Genomic DNA, 18032 nt, shown 5'->3' on the forward strand with positions numbered 1-18032 from the left:
CGCGTACCCGCGGTCCCACATACGCTGCAGTCCAGGAGAACCTCAACCGTGGCTTCCACGAACGACCTCAAGAACGGCCTGGTGCTCAAGCTCGACGGGGGCCAGCTCTGGTCCGTCGTCGAGTTCCAGCACGTCAAGCCCGGCAAGGGCCCGGCCTTTGTGCGCACCAAGCTCAAGAACGTGCTCTCCGGCAAGGTCGTCGACAAGACCTTCAACGCCGGCGTGAAGGTCGAGACGGCCACCATTGACCGACGTGACATGCAGTTCTCGTACATGGACGGCGAGTACTTCGTCTTCATGGACATGGACACGTACGACCAGCTGATGGTCGACCGCAAGGCCGTCGGCGACGCCGCCAACTTCCTGATCGAGGGCTTCACCGCCTCTGTCGCCCAGTACGAGGGCGATGTGCTCTACGTCGAGCTCCCGGCCGCTGTCGAGCTGACGATCCAGCACACCGACCCGGGCGTGCAGGGCGACCGTTCCACCGGCGGCACCAAGCCGGCCACGCTGGAGACCGGCTACGAGATCGGTGTCCCGCTGTTCATCACGACCGGTGAGAAGATCAAGGTCGACACGCGTTCCGGCGATTATCTCGGCCGGGTGAACAGCTAACCGTGGCTGCCCGGAACACGGCGCGCAAGCGCGCCTTCCAGATCCTCTTCGAGGCCGACCAGCGCGGGGCGTCCGTGCAGACCGTCCTCGCGGACTGGATCCGTCTCGCCCGGACCGATGACCGGCAGCCGCCGGTCGGTGAATACACGATGGAGCTCGTCGAGGGGTACGCGGAGTACGCGGACCGGATCGACGACCTCATCACCGCCTATGCGGTGGACTGGACGCTCGACCGGATGCCGGTCGTCGACCGCAACATCGTGCGGCTGAGCACCTATGAACTGGTGTGGGTCGACGGGACGCCGGACGCTGTGGTGATCGACGAGGCGGTGCAGCTCGCCAAGGAGTTCTCCACCGACGAGTCGCCTTCCTTCATCAACGGCCTGCTGGGTCGTTTCAAGGACCTCAAGCCGAGTCTCCTGCGCGATCAGGGCTGACCCTGTTCGAGCGGCTCCGCATGACACCGTTCCGGGCCCGGGGCGGAAGATGAACAATCTTCTGCTTCGGGCCTGGTGCATGTCATGACCAGTGCCTAGGGTTTCGGCGCATGGCCACAGACCCCGTCTCAGACGAAGCCAGGGACCGGCAGATCCTCGACCGGCTGGGCAGCCTGCGCGCCCGGGACCTGCCGGTCAGAGGCGGCCGCACCATGGCTTACGTCTACGACTCCGGCCTGGCCGGCGTCGAAGAGCTGGCCGCCGCGGCGGCAGAGCGGTTCGCGGGCGTCAACGGACTGGACATGACCGTATTCCCCAGCGTGGTGGCCCTGGAGAACGACATCACGGCACGCGCCGCCCGGCTGCTGGGCGGGGACGAGCACACTGCGGCCACCTTCACCAGCGGAGGCACGGAAAGCTGCCTGCTGGCGGTGCTCACAGCCCGCGAGCACGCCCGGCGCACCCGCGGTGTCACACGTCCCGAACTGGTCGTCGCGGACACCGCGCATGCCGCATTCCACAAGGCGGCCGCGCTCTTCGGCCTCAGTGTTGTGGTGGTGCCGGTGGACCCGCTGACGTACCGGGCCCGCGCCGAGGACATGGCGGCGGCCATCAGCGACCGCACCGCGCTGGTCGTGGCCTCCGCGCCGTCGTACGCCCACGGTGTGATCGACCCGGTGGAGGAGATCGCAGCGGCGGCGGCCCGGCGTGGGGTCCTCTGCCATGTCGACGCCTGCATCGGCGGCTGGTACCTGGGGCATCTGCGGCTCGGCCCGGACGCGCCGCGGCTGCCGGCGTTCGATCTGTCGACGCCCGGAGTGACGTCCCTCTCGGTCGATCTGCACAAATACGCCTACACCCCCAAGGGTGCGTCCGTGCTGCTCTTCAGCGACGCCGAACTGCGCAGGCACGGCTGGTTCGCGCATGCCTCCTGGCCCGGCTATCCGGTGGTCAACGCCACCCTGCAGGGCAGCAAACCGGCCGGACCGCTGGCGGCGGCCTGGGCGGTCGTGGAACGGATCGGTACGGACGGGTACACCCGCCTGTCGTCCCGGGTGCACCATGCGGCGACGGCGCTCGCACAGGGCATCGAGAGCATCAAGGGCCTGCGGGTGCTCGGCCGGCCCGACGCGTCCCTGATCGCGGTGGCCGCCGACGGGCCGGGAATCGACCCCTTCGTGGTGGCGGACGAGATGCGCGATGCCGGCTGGTATCTGCAGCCGCAGCCCGCCTTCGGGGGTTCGCCGGCCAACCTGCATCTCACGGTGACGGCGGCGGTGGCCGACGAGCGGACGGTGCGGCAACTGCTGGACGCCCTCGCCGTGGCAGTCGGGGCCGCCCGGGAGCGGGGTCCGGCGGAAGTGGATCCCGCACTCGCGGCGGCCGCCCGGATGCTGGACCCGGACGCGCTGACGCCCGGGGAGGTGTCCGCGGCACTCGCTCTCGCGGGTGTCGGGGATGACGGGGAGCTGCCCCCGCGGATGGCACCCGTTCTCGCGGTGCTCCAGGTGCTGCCGCCGGAACTCACAAAGCGGCTGCTGCCCGAACTCGTCGGCCGGCTCTACCGGGCCGCCGGACCGCGGCAGGGAGGCCCTGCCGACGTGTCATGAACCCGTTGCCGGGCCGGAACGCCGAGGGGCGGACCCGGCGGATGCGGGTCCGCCCATCGGACGAGACGTTTCTTCTGCGATGCAGCCAGAGCGCCGGAAGTGATCAGCCCTCGTCGTGCGCGACGGCACGGCGGGCGTCCGCGTCCAGCACACCCCAGCTGATCAGCTGTTCGGTGAGGACCGACGGCGACTGGTCGTAGATGACGGCCAGGGTGCGAAGGTCGTCCTGGCGGATCGACAGCACCTTGCCGTTGTAGTCGCCGCGCTGGCTCTGGATGGTGGCGGCGTAACGCTGGAGCGGTCCGGCCTTCTCCGGCGGGACATGGGCGAGGCGCTCCAGATCGAGAACGAGCTTCGGCGGCGGCTCGGCGGCTCCGCCCGGCGTGGTCCCGGGCAGCAGCTCCTGCACGGGCACCCCGTAGAAGTCCGCCAGCTCGGCGAGGCGCTGCACGGTCACGGCGCGGTCGCCGCGCTCGTACGAGCCCACCACCACGGCCTTCCAGCGGCCCTGGGACTTCTCTTCGACACCGTGGAGGGAAAGGCCCTGCTGGGTGCGGATAGCGCGGAGCTTTGCCCCGAGCTGTTTGGCGTATTCGCTGGACATATGGCTCCCCGGACGCTGAGACGACCTGCGGCTCCGCCGCGCGGCTGGTAACTCACTGTGAGGTTACGCAGCGTTACTTGGATGCGTCAAGCTGAACGGTCGGGGGCGGCTCCCGCCCAGGTGCGGCGGGGCCCGTGATGCCGCTGATGCGGCCCCTGGTACCGTGGGAACCGTAATTTTGACGTCCTTTAAGGTCCGTCCCGTGAGGCGGAGAAGGAGGTCCGTTTCATATGGACGCAAGCACCACCGATGCGCGCCCCGTTCTTGAGGGCCCTGACATCGCGCGAGTTCTGACCCGCATCGCGCACGAGATCGTCGAGCGCGCCAAGGGCGCCGATGACGTCGTGCTTCTCGGCATCCCGACCCGTGGTGTCTTCCTGGCCCGCAGGCTGGCCGACAAACTCGAAGAGATCACCGGAGGCAGTGTCCCGGTCGGCTCCCTCGACATCACCATGTACCGCGACGACCTGCGGATGCGCCCGGCCCGCGCGCTGGCCCGCACGGACATCCCCGCCGACGGTGTCGACGGACGTCTGGTGATCCTCGTCGACGACGTGCTCTTCTCCGGCCGCACCATCCGTGCCGCGCTCGACGCGCTGGGTGACATCGGCCGCCCCCGCGCGGTCCAGCTCGCGGTCCTCGTCGACCGCGGCCACCGCGAACTCCCGATCCGCGCCGACTACGTCGGCAAGAACCTCCCCACGTCGCTGCGGGAGACGGTCAAGGTCCAGCTCTCCGAGGAGGACGGCCGCGACGCGGTGCTGCTCGGCACGGAGCCGGCCGCCCCGACCGGCGAGCAGTAGCTTCCCGCACCCCGGCCCGCGACCCGGGCCGCAGAGCTGTGCCTGCCCGCCCGCCATGCCCGAATCCTCCGCACACATGGAGAACACCCGGATGAAGCGCCACCTCATCTCGGCCGCCGATCTCACGCGCGACGACGCCGTCCTCATCCTCGACACCGCCGAGGAGATGGCCAGGGTCGCCGACCGGCCGATCAAGAAACTTCCGACCCTGCGCGGCCGCACCGTCGTCAACCTCTTCTTCGAGGACTCGACGCGGACTCGCATCTCGTTCGAGGCGGCCGCCAAGCGGCTCTCGGCCGACGTCATCAACTTCTCCGCGAAGGGCTCCTCCGTCTCCAAGGGCGAGTCCCTCAAGGACACGGCGCTCACCCTGGAGGCGATGGGTGCCGACGCCGTGGTCATCCGGCACGGCGCCTCGGGAGCCCCGTACCGCCTCGCCACCTCGGGGTGGATCGACGGCGCGGTGGTCAACGCAGGGGACGGCACCCACGAGCACCCCACGCAGGCGCTGCTCGACGCCTTCACCATGCGCCGCCGACTGGTCGGCGCCGACGCCGGCATCGGGCGGGATCTCGAAGGCCGCCGCATCACCGTCGTCGGTGACGTCCTGCACAGCCGCGTCGCCCGGTCCAACGTCCACCTGCTGCACACCCTGGGCGCGGAAGTGACCCTGGTGGCGCCGCCGACCCTGGTGCCGATCGGTGTCGAGCACTGGCCGTGCGAGGTGTCGTACGACCTGGACCGGGTGCTGCCCAAGTCCGATGCCGTGATGATGCTCAGGGTGCAGAGCGAGCGGATGAACGCGGCCTTCTTCCCGACCGAGCGCGAGTACTCGCGCCGCTACGGCCTGGACGGCGACCGGATGGCCCGGATGCCCGGGCACGCCATCGTCATGCACCCCGGGCCGATGAACCGGGGTATGGAGATCACCGCCGACGTCGCCGACTCCGACCGCTGCACCGTGGTCGAACAGGTCGCCAACGGCGTCTCCATCCGGATGGCCGTCCTGTATCTGCTGCTGGGCGGCTCCGAGCCCGCCACCACCTCCCCATCGTCGCCCGCCGCCACCCCTGAGCGAAGCGCTGCGCGCCCCGCTGTATCCGAGGAGAGCAAGTAAAGATGAGCGAGACCAAGAAGATTCTGCTCCGCGGTGCGAAGGTGCTCGGCGGCGAGCCGCAGGATGTGCTGATCGACGGCGAGACCATCGAGGCGGTGGGCGCCGGCCTGCCGGCCGACGGCGCCGAGGTCATCGAGGCCGAGGGCAGGATCCTGCTGCCCGGCCTGGTCGATCTGCACACCCATCTGCGTGAGCCCGGCCGTGAGGACTCCGAGACCGTGCTCACCGGTACCAGGGCCGCGGCCGTCGGCGGGTTCACCGCCGTCCACGCCATGGCGAACACGTTTCCGGTGGCCGACACCGCCGGTGTCGTGGAGCAGGTCTGGCGCCTCGGAAGGGAATCCGGCTACTGCGACGTGCAGCCCGTCGGCGCCGTCACCGTGGGCCTCGACGGCAAGCAGCTGGCCGAGCTCGGTGCGATGCACGACTCGGCCGCCGGGGTGAAGGTCTTCTCAGACGACGGCAAGTGCGTCCACGACGCCGTGATCATGCGCCGCGCCCTCGAGTACGTGAAGGCATTCGACGGAGTCGTCGCCCAGCACGCCCAGGAACCCCGCCTCACCGAAGGCGCCCAGATGAACGAGGGCGTGGTCTCGTCCGAGCTCGGCCTCGGCGGCTGGCCGGCCGTCGCCGAGGAGTCGATCATCGCCCGTGACGTCCTGCTCGCCGCCCACGTCGGCTCCCGGGTGCACATCTGCCATCTGTCGACCGCGGGATCCGTCGAGATCGTCCGCTGGGCCAAGTCCAAGGGGTGGAACGTCACCGCCGAGGTCACCCCGCACCACCTGCTGCTCACCGACGAGCTGGTGCGCACGTACAACCCGGTCTACAAGGTGAACCCGCCGCTGCGCACCGAGGCCGATGTGATGGCGCTGCGCGAGGCACTCGCCGACGGCACGATCGACTGCGTCGCCACCGACCACGCCCCGCACCCGCACGAGGACAAGGACTGCGAGTGGGCCGCGGCCGCCATGGGAATGGTCGGACTCGAGACAGCGCTCTCCGTCGTACAGCAGACGATGGTCGACACCGGTCTGGTGGACTGGGCCGTCGTCGCCGACCGGATGTCCTTCCGGCCCGCGGCCATCGGCAGGCTGGCCGGGCACGGGCGCCCCATCTCGGCAGGCGAGCCCGCGAACCTCACTCTCATCGATCCGGATTACCGTGGTGAGGTGGACCCCGCGGGCTTCGCCTCCCGCAGCCGCAACACTCCGTACGAGGGGCGTGAGCTGCCGGGACGCGTCACCCACACCTTCCTGCGGGGCCGGGCAACGGTCGTGGACGGGAAGCTGGCGTGACACCTCTCATCAACCTGGCAGCGGTCAGCCCGGCAGTCGGACACCTCGCAGCCGAGCAGAAGTCGGCGCAGGTCACCGACTGGGCGGGGCGCATCGGCTGGATCATCGGGCTGCTGCTCGTCATCACGCTCGTCTACTGGCTGATGCGTGAGGGCTGGAAGTGGCGGGGGACGCTGCAGGGCGATCTCCCCGAGCTCCCCGCCGCGCCCGCGGAGCCGGGTGCGGCGACACTGACCATGAGCGGCCGCTACCACGGTTCGACAACCGCGGGGCAGTGGCTCGACCGGATCGTCGCGCGAGGACTGGGTACCCGCAGCAGGGCCGATGTGACGCTGACGGACGCCGGAGTGGACGTCGTACGCCCGGGGGCGAACGACTTCTTCATCCCGGCCGCCCAGCTGCGCGGGGCCAGGCTCGACAAGGGCATCGCGGGCAAGGTGCTCACCGAGGGCGGACTGCTCATCATCACCTGGCAGCACGGCGACAGGCTGATCGACTCCGGTTTCCGCTCGGACCACTCGGCCGGGCAGGCCGCCTGGGCCGAGGCCATCAACTCCATGAAGCAGTCGGCGAACGACTCCATCACTACGGAAGGCACCGCACGATGACGATCTCCAATCCGGGGAACGCCTCGAAGAGGAAATCGGCGCCTCCCGCCGTACTCGTCCTGGAGGACGGCCGCAGCTTCCGCGGCCGTGCCTACGGGACCCTGGGGGAGACCTTCGGTGAAGCGGTGTTCAACACCGGCATGACCGGTTACCAGGAAACCCTCACCGACCCCTCGTACCACCGTCAGGTTGTCGTGATGACCGCCCCGCACGTCGGGAACACCGGTGTCAACGACGAGGACGACGAGTCGAAGAAGATCTGGGTCGCGGGCTATGTGGTGCGTGACCCCGCGCGCATTCCGTCGAACTGGCGCTCGCAGCGCTCCCTCGAGGACGAACTGGTGAGCCAGGGCGTCGTCGGTATCAGCGGTATCGACACCCGTGCGCTCACCCGCCATCTGCGCGAGCGGGGCGCCATGCGCGTCGGCATCTTCTCCGGCAACGCGATCGCCGACGAGGGAACGCTCCTCGCGCGGGTCCGCCAGGCCCCGGAGATGGACGGCGCCGATCTCTCCGCCGAGGTCGCCACGACCGAGACCTACGTCGTGCCCGCGGTCGGCGAGAAGAAGTTCACCGTCGCCGCGATCGACCTCGGCATCAAGGGCATGACCCCGCACCGGATGGCCGAGCGCGGCATCGAGGTGCACGTGCTGCCGGCCGGCGCCACAGCCGACGACGTCTACGCGGTGGCCCCGGACGGAGTGTTCCTCTCCAACGGCCCCGGCGACCCCGCCACCGCCGACCTCACCGTGATCAAGGCCGTCCTGGAGCGCAAAACGCCGCTCTTCGGCATCTGCTTCGGCAATCAGCTGCTCGGCCGTTCGCTCGGCTTCGGCACGTACAAGCTCAAGTACGGCCACCGCGGGATCAACCAGCCCGTCCAGGACCGCACGACCGGCAAGGTCGAGGTCACGGCGCACAACCACGGCTTCGCCGTCGACGCACCGCTCGACCGGGTCTCCGACACCCCGTACGGCCGCGCCGAGGTCTCGCACGTCTGCCTCAACGACAACGTGGTCGAAGGTCTCCAGCTGCTCGACCAGCCCGCATTCAGCGTCCAGTACCACCCCGAAGCAGCCGCAGGCCCGCACGACGCCGCGTATCTCTTCGACCGCTTCGTAGAGCTCATGGAGGGCCAGCGTGCCTAAGCGCACCGATATCCAGTCCGTCCTGGTCATCGGTTCAGGACCGATCGTCATCGGCCAGGCAGCCGAGTTCGACTACTCCGGCACCCAGGCCTGCCGGGTCCTCAAGGCCGAGGGCCTGCGGGTCATTCTGGTCAACTCCAACCCCGCCACGATCATGACCGACCCGGAGATCGCCGACGCGACCTATGTCGAGCCGATCACGCCCGAGTTCGTCGAGAAGATCATCGCCAAGGAGCGCCCCGACACCCTGCTCCCGACCCTCGGCGGGCAGACCGCGCTCAACACGGCGATCTCCATGCACGAGAACGGTGTCCTTGAGAGGTACGGCGTCGAGCTGATCGGCGCCAACGTCGAGGCCATCAACAAGGGCGAGGACCGCGACCTCTTCAAGGGGGTCGTCGAGGCCGTCCGCGCGAAGATCGGCCATGGCGAGTCCGCCCGCTCGGTCATCTGCCACACCATGGACGACGTCATCGGCGGTGTCGGCGAGCTCGGCGGCTACCCCGTCGTCGTCCGCCCCTCCTTCACCATGGGCGGCGCCGGCTCCGGCTTCGCGCACAACGAGGAGGAGCTGCGCCGTATCGCAGGCCAGGGCCTGATGCTCTCGCCCACCACCGAGGTGCTCCTGGAGGAGTCCATCCTCGGCTGGAAGGAGTACGAGCTGGAGCTGATGCGCGACAAGCACGACAACGTCGTGGTCGTCTGCTCCATCGAGAACTTCGACCCGATGGGTGTGCACACCGGTGACTCGATCACCGTCGCACCGTCGATGACACTGACCGACCGCGAATACCAGCGACTGCGCGACATCGGCATCGCGATCATCCGCGAGGTCGGCGTGGACACCGGCGGCTGCAACATCCAGTTCGCGGTCAACCCGGACGACGGCCGGATCATCGTCATCGAGATGAACCCCCGCGTCTCGCGTTCCTCGGCGCTCGCATCGAAGGCGACCGGTTTCCCGATCGCGAAGATCGCGGCCCGTCTCGCCGTCGGGTACACGCTGGACGAGATCCCCAACGACATCACGGAGAAGACTCCGGCGTCCTTCGAGCCGACCCTCGACTATGTCGTGGTCAAGGTGCCCCGCTTCGCGTTCGAGAAGTTTCCGGCCGCCGACGCCACCCTCACCACCACCATGAAGTCGGTGGGCGAGGCCATGGCCATCGGCCGCAACTTCTCCGAAGCGCTGAACAAGGCGCTGCGCTCGCTGGAGAAGAAGGGATCGCAGTTCACCTTCACCGGTGAGCCCGGCGACAAGGACGCGCTGCTGGAGACGGCCAAGGTTCCCACCGACGGCCGTATCAACACCGTCATGCAGGCCATGCGGGCCGGCGCGACGCCCGAGGAGGTCTTCGACGCGACGAAGATCGACCCGTGGTTCGTGGACCAGCTGTTCCTGATCAAGGAGCATGCGGACGAGCTCGCCGCAGCCGAGAAGCTCGACCCCTGGCTGCTCTCCGACGCCAAGCGCCACGGCTTCTCGGACATCCAGATCGCCGAGATCCGCGGCCTGCGCGAGGACGTCGTGCGAGAGGTGCGGCACGCACTGGGCGTGCGTCCCGTCTACAAGACTGTCGACACCTGCGCGGCCGAGTTCGCCGCGAAGACCCCGTACTTCTACTCCTCGTACGACGAGGAGAGCGAGGTCGCGCCGCGCGAGAAGCCCGCCGTGATCATCCTGGGCTCGGGTCCGAACCGGATCGGCCAGGGCATCGAGTTCGACTACTCCTGTGTCCACGCCTCCTTCGCACTGAGCGACGCCGGCTACGAGACCGTGATGGTCAACTGCAACCCCGAGACCGTCTCCACCGACTACGACACCTCCGACCGGCTCTACTTCGAGCCGCTCACACTCGAGGACGTACTGGAGATCGTGCACGCCGAGACGCTCGCGGGACCGGTGGCCGGGGTCATCGTCCAGCTCGGTGGCCAGACCCCCCTCGGTCTGGCCCAGGCGCTCAAGGACAACGGCGTGCCGGTCGTCGGCACCCCGCCCGAGGCGATCCACGCAGCCGAGGACCGCGGAGCCTTCGGCCGGGTGCTCGCCGAGGCGGATCTGCCCGCCCCCAAGCACGGCACCGCGACGACCTTCGACGAGGCCAAGGCCATCGCCGACGAGATCGGATACCCGGTCCTGGTGCGCCCCTCGTACGTGCTCGGCGGCCGCGGCATGGAGATCGTGTACGACGAGTCCCGTCTCTCCTCGTACATCACCGAGTCCACCGAGATCAGCCCCAGTCGCCCGGTGCTGGTCGACCGCTTCCTGGACGACGCGATCGAGATCGATGTCGACGCGCTCTACGACGGCACCGAGCTCTATCTCGGCGGGGTCATGGAGCACATCGAGGAGGCCGGGATCCACTCCGGCGACTCCGCCTGTGCGCTGCCCCCGATCACTCTCGGCGGCTTCGACATCAAGCGGCTGCGCACATCGACGGAGGCCATCGCCAAGGGTGTCGGCGTCCGCGGACTGATCAACATCCAGTTCGCGATGGCGGGCGACATCCTCTACGTGCTCGAGGCCAACCCGCGCGCCTCGCGTACCGTCCCCTTCACGTCGAAGGCCACGGCGGTGCCGCTGGCCAAGGCCGCCGCCCGTATCTCGCTGGGGGCGACCGTCGCCGAGCTGCGCGCCGAGGGCATGCTCCCGGCCACCGGCGACGGCGGCACGCTGCCGCACGACGCGCCCATCTCCGTCAAGGAGGCCGTGATGCCGTGGTCGCGTTTCCGCGACATGCACGGACGCGGTGTCGACACGGTCCTCGGCCCGGAGATGCGCTCCACCGGCGAGGTCATGGGCATCGACTCGGTCTTCGGCACGGCGTACGCCAAGTCGCAGGCCGGCGCGTACGGCCCGCTGCCCACCAAGGGCCGGGCGTTCATCTCGGTCGCCAACCGGGACAAGCGCTCCATGATCTTCCCGGCGCGTGAGCTGGTCGCCCACGGCTTCGAACTGCTGGCCACGTCGGGCACCGCCGAAGTGCTGCGCCGCAACGGCATCAAGGCCACGGTGGTACGCAAACTGAGTGAGGGCGAAGGACCGGCGGGCGAGCGGACCATCGTCCAGCTCATCCATGACGGTGAGGTCGACCTCATCGTCAACACCCCGTACGGCACCGGCGGCCGTCTCGACGGCTACGAGATCCGCACGGCGGCAGTGGCCCGCTCCGTTCCCTGCCTGACCACGGTCCAGGCGCTCGCCGCCGCGGTGCAGGGCATCGACGCGCTCAACGGCGGGGACGTCGGCGTCCGGTCGCTCCAGGAACACGCCGAGCAACTGACCGCGGCCCGCGACTAGCAGTTCAGCAGGGGGACACCGGAAACGGTGTCCCCCTCTTCATGAGGACACTGAGATGTACAAACTCTTCTTCGAGCTGGTCTTCAAGCGGATGGACCCGGAGCGTGCCCACCATCTGGCGTTCCGCTGGATCCGGGCCGCCGCCGGAATTCCGGTGCTGCGCACCTTCATCGCGGCCGCGCTCGCCCCCCGGTACGAGGAACTGCGCACCGAGGCACTGGGCCTGCGGATGCACGGACCCTTCGGGCTCGCCGCCGGTTTCGACAAGAACGCCGTGGCCATCGACGGAATGACGATGCTCGGCTTCGACCACATCGAGATCGGTACGGTCACCGCGCAGCCCCAGCCGGGCAACCCCCCGAAGCGTCTCTTCCGTCTGGTGAAGGACCGCGCGCTCATCAACCGGATGGGCTTCAACAACGAGGGTTCGGAGGCTGTCGCGGCCCGTATGGCGGCGCGCAGCCAGGTCTTCCGTACCACGGTCGGTGTCAACATCGGCAAGACCAAGGTCGTCCCGGAGGAGGAGGCGGTCGGCGACTACGTCGCGTCGGCCGAGCGGCTCGCGGCGCACGCCGATTACCTGGTGGTGAACGTGTCCTCGCCGAACACCCCGGGCCTGCGGAACCTCCAGGCCACCGAGGCGCTCCGGCCGCTGCTGACGGCCGTACGGGAGGCCGCCGACCGTACGGTCCCCGGCCGGCGGGTGCCGCTCCTGGTGAAGATCGCCCCCGATCTGGCCGACGAGGACGTGGACGCCGTCGCGGACCTGGCCGCCGAGCTCCGTCTGGACGGCATCATCGCCACCAACACCACCATCGCCCGCGAAGGTCTCGGGCTGCGGTCGGCGCCGGCGCTGGTGAAGGAGACCGGTGGCCTCTCCGGGGCTCCGCTCAAGGAGCGCTCGCTGGAGGTCCTGCGCCGTCTGCACGCCCGCGTGGGGGACGACCTGACCCTCATCGGGGTCGGCGGCATCGAGACCGCAGAGGACGCCTGGCAGCGGATCCTCGCCGGCGCGACGCTCGTCCAGGGATACAGCGCCTTCATCTACCAGGGCCCGTTCTGGGCCCGCGCGATCCACAAGGGGCTCGCCGCCCGGCTCCGGGCCAGCCCCTACGCCACCCTCGCCGAAGCAGTCGGCGCCGAGAACCGGAAGGTCACCCGATGAGTCCCGTCGAACCCTTCGGCGCACGCCTGCGCCACGCCATGGACACCCGCGGCCCGCTCTGTGTGGGCATCGACCCGCATGCGTCCCTGCTGACCGCCTGGGGCCTGGCGGACGACGTCGCCGGCCTGGAGCGGTTCACCCGTACCGTCGTGGAGGCGCTGGCGGACCGCGTGGCCGTGCTCAAGCCTCAGTCCGCCTTCTTCGAGCGCTTCGGGTCCCGCGGTGTCGCGGTACTCGAGAGCGCCGTCGCCGATGCGCGTGCGGCCGGAGCCCTGGTGCTGATGGACGCCAAGCGCGGCGACATCGGCTCGACCATGGGCGCCTACGCGGCGACCTACCTCGAGAAGGACTCGCCGCTCTTCTCGGACGCCGTGACCGTCTCGCCGTATCTCGGCTTCGGCTCGCTCCGGCCGGCTCTGGACGCCGCCGTGCTCAGCGGATCCGGTGTGTTCGTGCTCGCGCTGACCTCCAATCCGGAGGGCGCCGAGGTCCAGCGGTCCACGGCTGCCGACGGCCGGTCCGTCGCCCAGGTACTGCTCGACCACATGGCGGCCGAGAACGAGGGCGCCGAGCCGCTGGGCGCGGTCGGCGCGGTGGTCGGTGCGACACTCGGCGAAGCGGGTGTGCGGCTGGACATCAACGGGCCGCTGCTGGCCCCCGGGATCGGGGCCCAGGGCGCGACCCCCGCCGATCTGCCCGCCGTATTCGGTTCCGCGGTCCGTAATGTGCTGCCGAGCGTCAGCCGCGGCGTGCTGCGTCACGGACCGGACATCGCCGCTCTGCGTGATTCGGCCGCCCGCTTCACCGACGAGGTACGCGCGGCGGTCTCCGGCTGAGGACTGCCCGAGGTCGGGGGCTGATGGCGGTCAAGACCCCGTGCGGGAGCGTACAGATTCGGCCAATGGTCACCCGGCAGACCGAAAACCGGGGTTATATGCACCAAATGTCGCCCCCAGTCACAGCTGACCAGGACTTTTCGTCTGTTCTCGCTGACTGGAGCGGCCCTGGCCGCTAGTCTCCGTCGAGAGCCGACTCGCAATTCCTTTGCACGTCGCTCACCAGGTGTGGGGCGATCAGTCCCGCACCGGTCCGTATCCGACAGTTCGACATCCGAGGTGACGTAGGCGTGGCTCTTCCGCCCCTTACCCCTGAACAGCGCGCAGCCGCGCTCGAAAAGGCCGCCGCGGCTCGCCGGGAGCGGGCCGAGGTCAAGAATCGACTCAAGCACTCCGGTGCATCCCTCCACGAGGTCATCAAGCAGGGCCAGGAGAACGGTGTCATCGGCAAGATGAAGGTCTCCGCTCTCCTCGAGTCCCTGCCCGGCGTGGGCAAGGTCCGCGCCAAGCAGATCATGGAGCGGCTCGGCATTTCCGAGAGCCGCCGGGTGCGCGGTCTCGGCTCCAATCAGATCGCCTCTCTGGAGCGCGAGTTCGGTGGCGGCGCTGCCTGACGTCCCAGGCACCCCTGGGAAGCTGGAATAATCGCCGTATGGCTGTAACACCCCGGGGGACGTCCCCCGCATCCCCGGACCCCTGTCCGCGGCTGACCGTGCTCTCCGGCCCCTCCGGGGTCGGCAAGAGCACGGTCGTCGCGCACATGCGCAAGGTTCACCCCGAGGTATGGCTCTCGGTGTCGGCGACGACCCGCAAGCCACGCCCCGGCGAGCGTCATGGCGTCCAGTACTTCTTCGTGGACGACGGGGAGTTCGACAAGCTCATCGCGAACGGTGAGCTGCTTGAGTGGGCCGAATTCGCGGGCAATCGCTACGGCACTCCACGCCGGGCGGTGCTGGAGCGACTCGAGGCGGGCGAGCCGGTGCTCCTGGAGATCGATCTCCAGGGCGCCCGGCTCGTGCGGGAGTCGATGCCGGAGGCTCAGCTGGTGTTCCTGGCTCCGCCCAGCTGGGACGAGCTGGTCCGCCGGCTGACCGGCCGCGGGACCGAGCCGTCCGATGTCATCGAACGGCGGCTGGACGCCGCGAAGATCGAACTGGCCGCCGACGCGGAGTTCGATACGACCCTTGTCAATACCTCCGTCGAGGACGTGGCCCGCGAGCTGCTAGCCTTGGTCAAGGTTCTTTGATTTTCACTCCATCGGAAGGCAGAGAGTGTCCTCTTCCATCTCCACGCCCGAGGGCATCATCAACCCGCCGATTGATGAGCTGCTCGAGGCAACCGACTCCAAGTACAGCCTTGTGATCTACGCCGCCAAGCGCGCGCGCCAGATCAACGCGTACTACTCGCAGCTGGGCGAAGGCCTGCTCGAGTACGTCGGTCCGCTGGTGGACACGCACGTCCACGAGAAGCCCCTCTCGATCGCGCTCCGCGAGATCAACGCGGGTCTGCTGACCTCCGAGGCCATCGAGGGCCCCGCGCAGTAACGCAGACAGCTGTTTTTTCCCCACAGGCCCGGCAGCGCTACTGCCGGGCCTGTGGTGTGTCATGGGTGTACGAATCCGAATGCGGGAGCCGGGGAGGCATGGACGTGGCGGACAGGCCGAAGGTCGTTCTGGGGGTCAGCGGAGGCATCGCCGCGTACAAGGTGTGCGAGGTGCTGCGCAGGCTCACCGAGTCGGGCCATGACGTGCGGGTCGTACCGACGGCTTCGGCGCTGCACTTCGTCGGTGCCGCCACCTGGTCGGCACTCTCCGGGCATCCGGTGTCGACCGAGGTGTGGACCGATGTCCACGAGGTGCCGCACGTGCGGATCGGCCAGGAGGCGGATCTGGTCCTGGTCGCTCCCGCGACGGCGGATATGCTCGGCAAGGCCGCCCACGGACTTGCCGACGATCTGCTGACCAACACCCTGCTCACCGCCCGATGTCCGGTGGTCTTCGCGCCCGCCATGCACACCGAGATGTGGGAGCACCCCGCAACCCAGGAGAACGTGGCCACGCTGCGGCGCCGCGGCGCCGTGGTGATCGAGCCCGCCGTCGGCAGGCTCACCGGGGTCGACACGGGCAAGGGGCGGCTGCCCGATCCCGGCGCGATCTTCGAGGCCTGCCGGCAGGTGCTCGCCCGCGGAGTCGCCGGGCCCGACCTCGCGGGCCGCCATGTGGTGGTCAGCGCGGGCGGCACCCGGGAGCCGCTCGACCCGGTCCGCTATCTGGGCAACCGTTCCTCCGGGAAACAGGGCTATGCCCTCGCCCGTACTGCTGTCGCCCGCGGGGCCAGGGTGACGCTCATCGAGGCCAACACCGGGCTGCCCGACCCGGCCGGCGCCGACATCGTCCACGTCGGCACCGCCGTACAGCTGCGCGAGGCCGTCCTCAAGGCGGCGGCGGACGCCGACGCGGTGGTCATGGCCGCCGCTGTCGCCGATTTCCGGCCCGCGTCCTACGCCGAGGGAAAGATCAAGAAGAAGGACGGCCAGGAGCCCGCGCCGATCGTCCTGGTCCGCAATCCGGACATCCTCGCCGAGATCTCCGCCGACCGGGCCACTGCCGGGCAGGTGGTCGTCGGATTCGCCGCGGAGACCGACGACGTCATGGACAACGGCCGCGCGAAGCTGCGGCGCAAGGGCTGTGACCTGCTGGTGGTCAATGAGGTGGGCGAGCGGAGGACCTTCGGGTCCGAGGAGAACGAAGCGGTCGTCCTCGACGCCGAAGGAGGCGAGACCGCGGTGCCGTACGGTCCGAAGGCGGCACTTGCCGATGCGGTCTGGGACCTGGTGGTACCCAGGCTGGGATGAAATTCTTGTGTCACCCCACCCGATGGATGGAACCGGGCCTGTCCGGCTTTCCAGCCGGCGGAACCGGGTGGAGCCTTGCCCCGATAGGCAGTGCCTCAGGTCACACGGCTCCCACGTGTCGAGACACGTGGCCCGTTGGCCGGGGGCGACCGATAAACTGGTCGCGGAACGAGCCGGGCGCAGCCCCCGGCCGCTCCACCCATGATCAGCCAGCAGCCGCTGCAACCCCAGGGAGCGTTGTGTCCCGTCGTCTGTTCACCTCGGAGTCAGTCACCGAGGGCCACCCCGACAAGATCGCTGACCAGATCAGCGACACGATTCTCGACGCACTTCTGCGCGAGGACCCGACCTCCCGTGTAGCCGTGGAGACCCTGATCACCACAGGCCAGGTGCATGTGGCCGGTGAGGTCACCACCAAGGCGTATGCGCCGATCGCGCAGCTCGTCCGCGACAAGATCCTCGACATCGGCTACGACTCGTCGAAGAAGGGCTTCGACGGTGCCTCCTGCGGCGTCTCGGTGTCCATCGGCGCACAGTCGCCCGACATCGCCCAGGGCGTCGACACCGCCTGGGAGAAGCGCGTCGAGGGCGACGAGGACGAGCTCGACAAGCAGGGCGCGGGCGACCAGGGCCTGATGTTCGGTTACGCCTGCGACGAGACACCCGAGCTCATGCCGCTGCCCATCTACCTGGCACACCGGCTCTCGCGCCGTCTCTCCGAGGTGCGCAAGAACGGCGCCATCCCGTATCTGCGCCCCGACGGCAAGACCCAGGTGACCATCGAGTACGACGGCGACAAGGCGATCCGCCTCGACACGGTCGTCGTGTCGTCGCAGCACGCGAGCGACATCGACCTGGACTCCCTGCTCACCCCCGACATCCGCGAGTTCGTCGTCGAGCATGTGCTCAACCAGCTCATCGAGGACGGCATCAAGCTGGAGACCGAGGGCTACCGGCTGCTGGTCAACCCGACCGGCCGCTTCGAGATCGGCGGCCCGATGGGCGACGCGGGTCTGACCGGCCGCAAGATCATCATCGACACCTACGGCGGCATGGCACGTCACGGCGGCGGTGCCTTCTCGGGCAAGGACCCGTCGAAGGTCGACCGCTCGGCCGCTTACGCCATGCGCTGGGTCGCCAAGAACGTGGTGGCCGCCGGTCTTGCCTCGCGCTGCGAGGTCCAGGTCGCCTATGCGATCGGCAAGGCGGAGCCGGTGGGCCTGTTCGTCGAGACCTTCGGCACCGCGTCGGTGGACGTCGAGAAGATCGAGCACGCCATCACCGAGGTCTTCGACCTCCGCCCGGCCGCGATCATCCGTGACCTCGACCTGCTCCGGCCCATCTACGCGCAGACCGCCGCATACGGCCACTTCGGCCGCGAGCTCCCGGACTTCACCTGGGAGCGCACGGACCGGGTGGACGCGCTGCGCAAGGCAACCGGTCTGTAGGACCGGCCCCGAACGGCGGCCGTACCTGCGCCGGCCCCGAGCGGTTCCCAGGTTCCGGCGGTCGTCGTACCACCGCTGCTCAGCTGCATATCGGCCCGTCAGGGGCGTCACCGGATCCTTCGGTGGCGCCGCTGGCGGGCCGCTTGCGGTGTGAAGCTGTTTCACCCGCCCGCCGGTCACACCGCGGC

Annotated in this window: 17 protein-coding genes; 16 read left to right on the forward strand and 1 reads right to left on the reverse strand. The window is 69.2% G+C overall.

Features of this window, described 5'->3' with window-relative positions:
- Nucleotides 1-48 precede the first annotated feature (48 nt).
- The 3 genes from efp (at nucleotide 49) to OHS16_RS26985 (ending at nucleotide 2662) form a co-directional block, all read left to right on the forward strand.
- Complete coding sequence (gene efp / locus OHS16_RS26975) at nucleotides 49-615, forward strand: elongation factor P (RefSeq protein WP_328539842.1); 567 nt, start codon at nucleotides 49-51, stop codon at nucleotides 613-615.
- A 2-nt stretch (nucleotides 616-617) separates the two neighbouring features.
- Nucleotides 618-1052 carry a transcription antitermination factor NusB gene (gene nusB / locus OHS16_RS26980; protein WP_328539843.1) on the forward strand — a complete coding sequence of 145 codons (435 nt, stop codon included), beginning with the start codon at nucleotides 618-620 and terminating at the stop codon, nucleotides 1050-1052.
- Between the two features lie 110 nt (nucleotides 1053-1162).
- Nucleotides 1163-2662 (forward strand): pyridoxal phosphate-dependent decarboxylase family protein, encoded by a 1500-nt coding sequence (locus OHS16_RS26985; RefSeq protein WP_328539844.1) that lies wholly within the window; start codon nucleotides 1163-1165, stop codon nucleotides 2660-2662.
- Between the two features lie 103 nt (nucleotides 2663-2765).
- Here the strand turns inward: OHS16_RS26985 and bldD are convergent, their stop codons facing one another.
- Nucleotides 2766-3266 carry a transcriptional regulator BldD gene (gene bldD, locus OHS16_RS26990; RefSeq protein WP_014157378.1) on the reverse strand — a complete coding sequence of 167 codons (501 nt, stop codon included), beginning with the start codon at nucleotides 3264-3266 and terminating at the stop codon, nucleotides 2766-2768.
- Between the two features lie 230 nt (nucleotides 3267-3496).
- On the opposite strand from bldD, the gene pyrR reads away from it, so the two are divergent.
- From pyrR to metK, 13 genes are all read left to right on the forward strand, one after another.
- Nucleotides 3497-4069, forward strand: coding sequence for a bifunctional pyr operon transcriptional regulator/uracil phosphoribosyltransferase PyrR (pyrR, locus tag OHS16_RS26995; protein ID WP_328539845.1), 573 nt, complete (start codon nucleotides 3497-3499; stop codon nucleotides 4067-4069).
- 91 nt (nucleotides 4070-4160) lie between these two features.
- Nucleotides 4161-5186, forward strand: coding sequence for an aspartate carbamoyltransferase catalytic subunit (locus tag OHS16_RS27000; protein ID WP_328541002.1), 1026 nt, complete (start codon nucleotides 4161-4163; stop codon nucleotides 5184-5186).
- Nucleotides 5187-5188: 2 nt separating this feature from the next.
- The gene (locus tag OHS16_RS27005) at nucleotides 5189-6484 is read left to right on the forward strand and encodes a dihydroorotase (protein WP_328539846.1); all 1296 of its coding nucleotides are present in this window, start codon (nucleotides 5189-5191) and stop codon (nucleotides 6482-6484) included.
- Nucleotides 6481-7092, forward strand: coding sequence for a PH-like domain-containing protein (locus OHS16_RS27010; RefSeq protein ID WP_328539847.1), 612 nt, complete (start codon nucleotides 6481-6483; stop codon nucleotides 7090-7092). Before OHS16_RS27005 ends, OHS16_RS27010 begins: the two co-directional genes overlap by 4 nt.
- Nucleotides 7089-8240, forward strand: a complete 1152-nt coding sequence (carA, locus tag OHS16_RS27015) for a glutamine-hydrolyzing carbamoyl-phosphate synthase small subunit (RefSeq protein WP_328539848.1) — start codon at nucleotides 7089-7091, stop codon at nucleotides 8238-8240. Before OHS16_RS27010 ends, carA begins: the two co-directional genes overlap by 4 nt.
- The gene (gene carB, locus OHS16_RS27020; protein WP_328539849.1) at nucleotides 8233-11541 is read left to right on the forward strand and encodes a carbamoyl-phosphate synthase large subunit; all 3309 of its coding nucleotides are present in this window, start codon (nucleotides 8233-8235) and stop codon (nucleotides 11539-11541) included. Before carA ends, carB begins: the two co-directional genes overlap by 8 nt.
- A gap of 55 nt (nucleotides 11542-11596) precedes the next feature.
- The gene (locus tag OHS16_RS27025) at nucleotides 11597-12706 is read left to right on the forward strand and encodes a quinone-dependent dihydroorotate dehydrogenase (RefSeq protein ID WP_328539850.1); all 1110 of its coding nucleotides are present in this window, start codon (nucleotides 11597-11599) and stop codon (nucleotides 12704-12706) included.
- A complete protein-coding gene (gene pyrF / locus OHS16_RS27030) occupies nucleotides 12703-13542 on the forward strand; it encodes an orotidine-5'-phosphate decarboxylase (RefSeq protein ID WP_328539851.1) in 840 nt (279 codons plus the stop codon). Before OHS16_RS27025 ends, pyrF begins: the two co-directional genes overlap by 4 nt.
- Before the next feature lie 290 nt (nucleotides 13543-13832).
- A complete protein-coding gene (locus OHS16_RS27035; protein WP_266858973.1) occupies nucleotides 13833-14156 on the forward strand; it encodes an integration host factor in 324 nt (107 codons plus the stop codon).
- 38 nt (nucleotides 14157-14194) lie between these two features.
- The gene (gene gmk, locus OHS16_RS27040) at nucleotides 14195-14788 is read left to right on the forward strand and encodes a guanylate kinase (protein WP_328539852.1); all 594 of its coding nucleotides are present in this window, start codon (nucleotides 14195-14197) and stop codon (nucleotides 14786-14788) included.
- A gap of 25 nt (nucleotides 14789-14813) precedes the next feature.
- Nucleotides 14814-15086 carry a DNA-directed RNA polymerase subunit omega gene (gene rpoZ / locus OHS16_RS27045; RefSeq protein WP_028814064.1) on the forward strand — a complete coding sequence of 91 codons (273 nt, stop codon included), beginning with the start codon at nucleotides 14814-14816 and terminating at the stop codon, nucleotides 15084-15086.
- Between the two features lie 98 nt (nucleotides 15087-15184).
- Nucleotides 15185-16396 (forward strand): bifunctional phosphopantothenoylcysteine decarboxylase/phosphopantothenate--cysteine ligase CoaBC, encoded by a 1212-nt coding sequence (gene coaBC / locus OHS16_RS27050; protein WP_328539853.1) that lies wholly within the window; start codon nucleotides 15185-15187, stop codon nucleotides 16394-16396.
- 239 nt (nucleotides 16397-16635) lie between these two features.
- Nucleotides 16636-17844 carry a methionine adenosyltransferase gene (gene metK / locus OHS16_RS27055; protein WP_328539854.1) on the forward strand — a complete coding sequence of 403 codons (1209 nt, stop codon included), beginning with the start codon at nucleotides 16636-16638 and terminating at the stop codon, nucleotides 17842-17844.
- The last annotated feature ends 188 nt before the right edge of the window (nucleotides 17845-18032 follow it).

It is taken from the genome of Streptomyces sp. NBC_00344, from assembly GCF_036088315.1.
GTDB lineage: Bacteria > Actinomycetota > Actinomycetes > Streptomycetales > Streptomycetaceae > Streptomyces.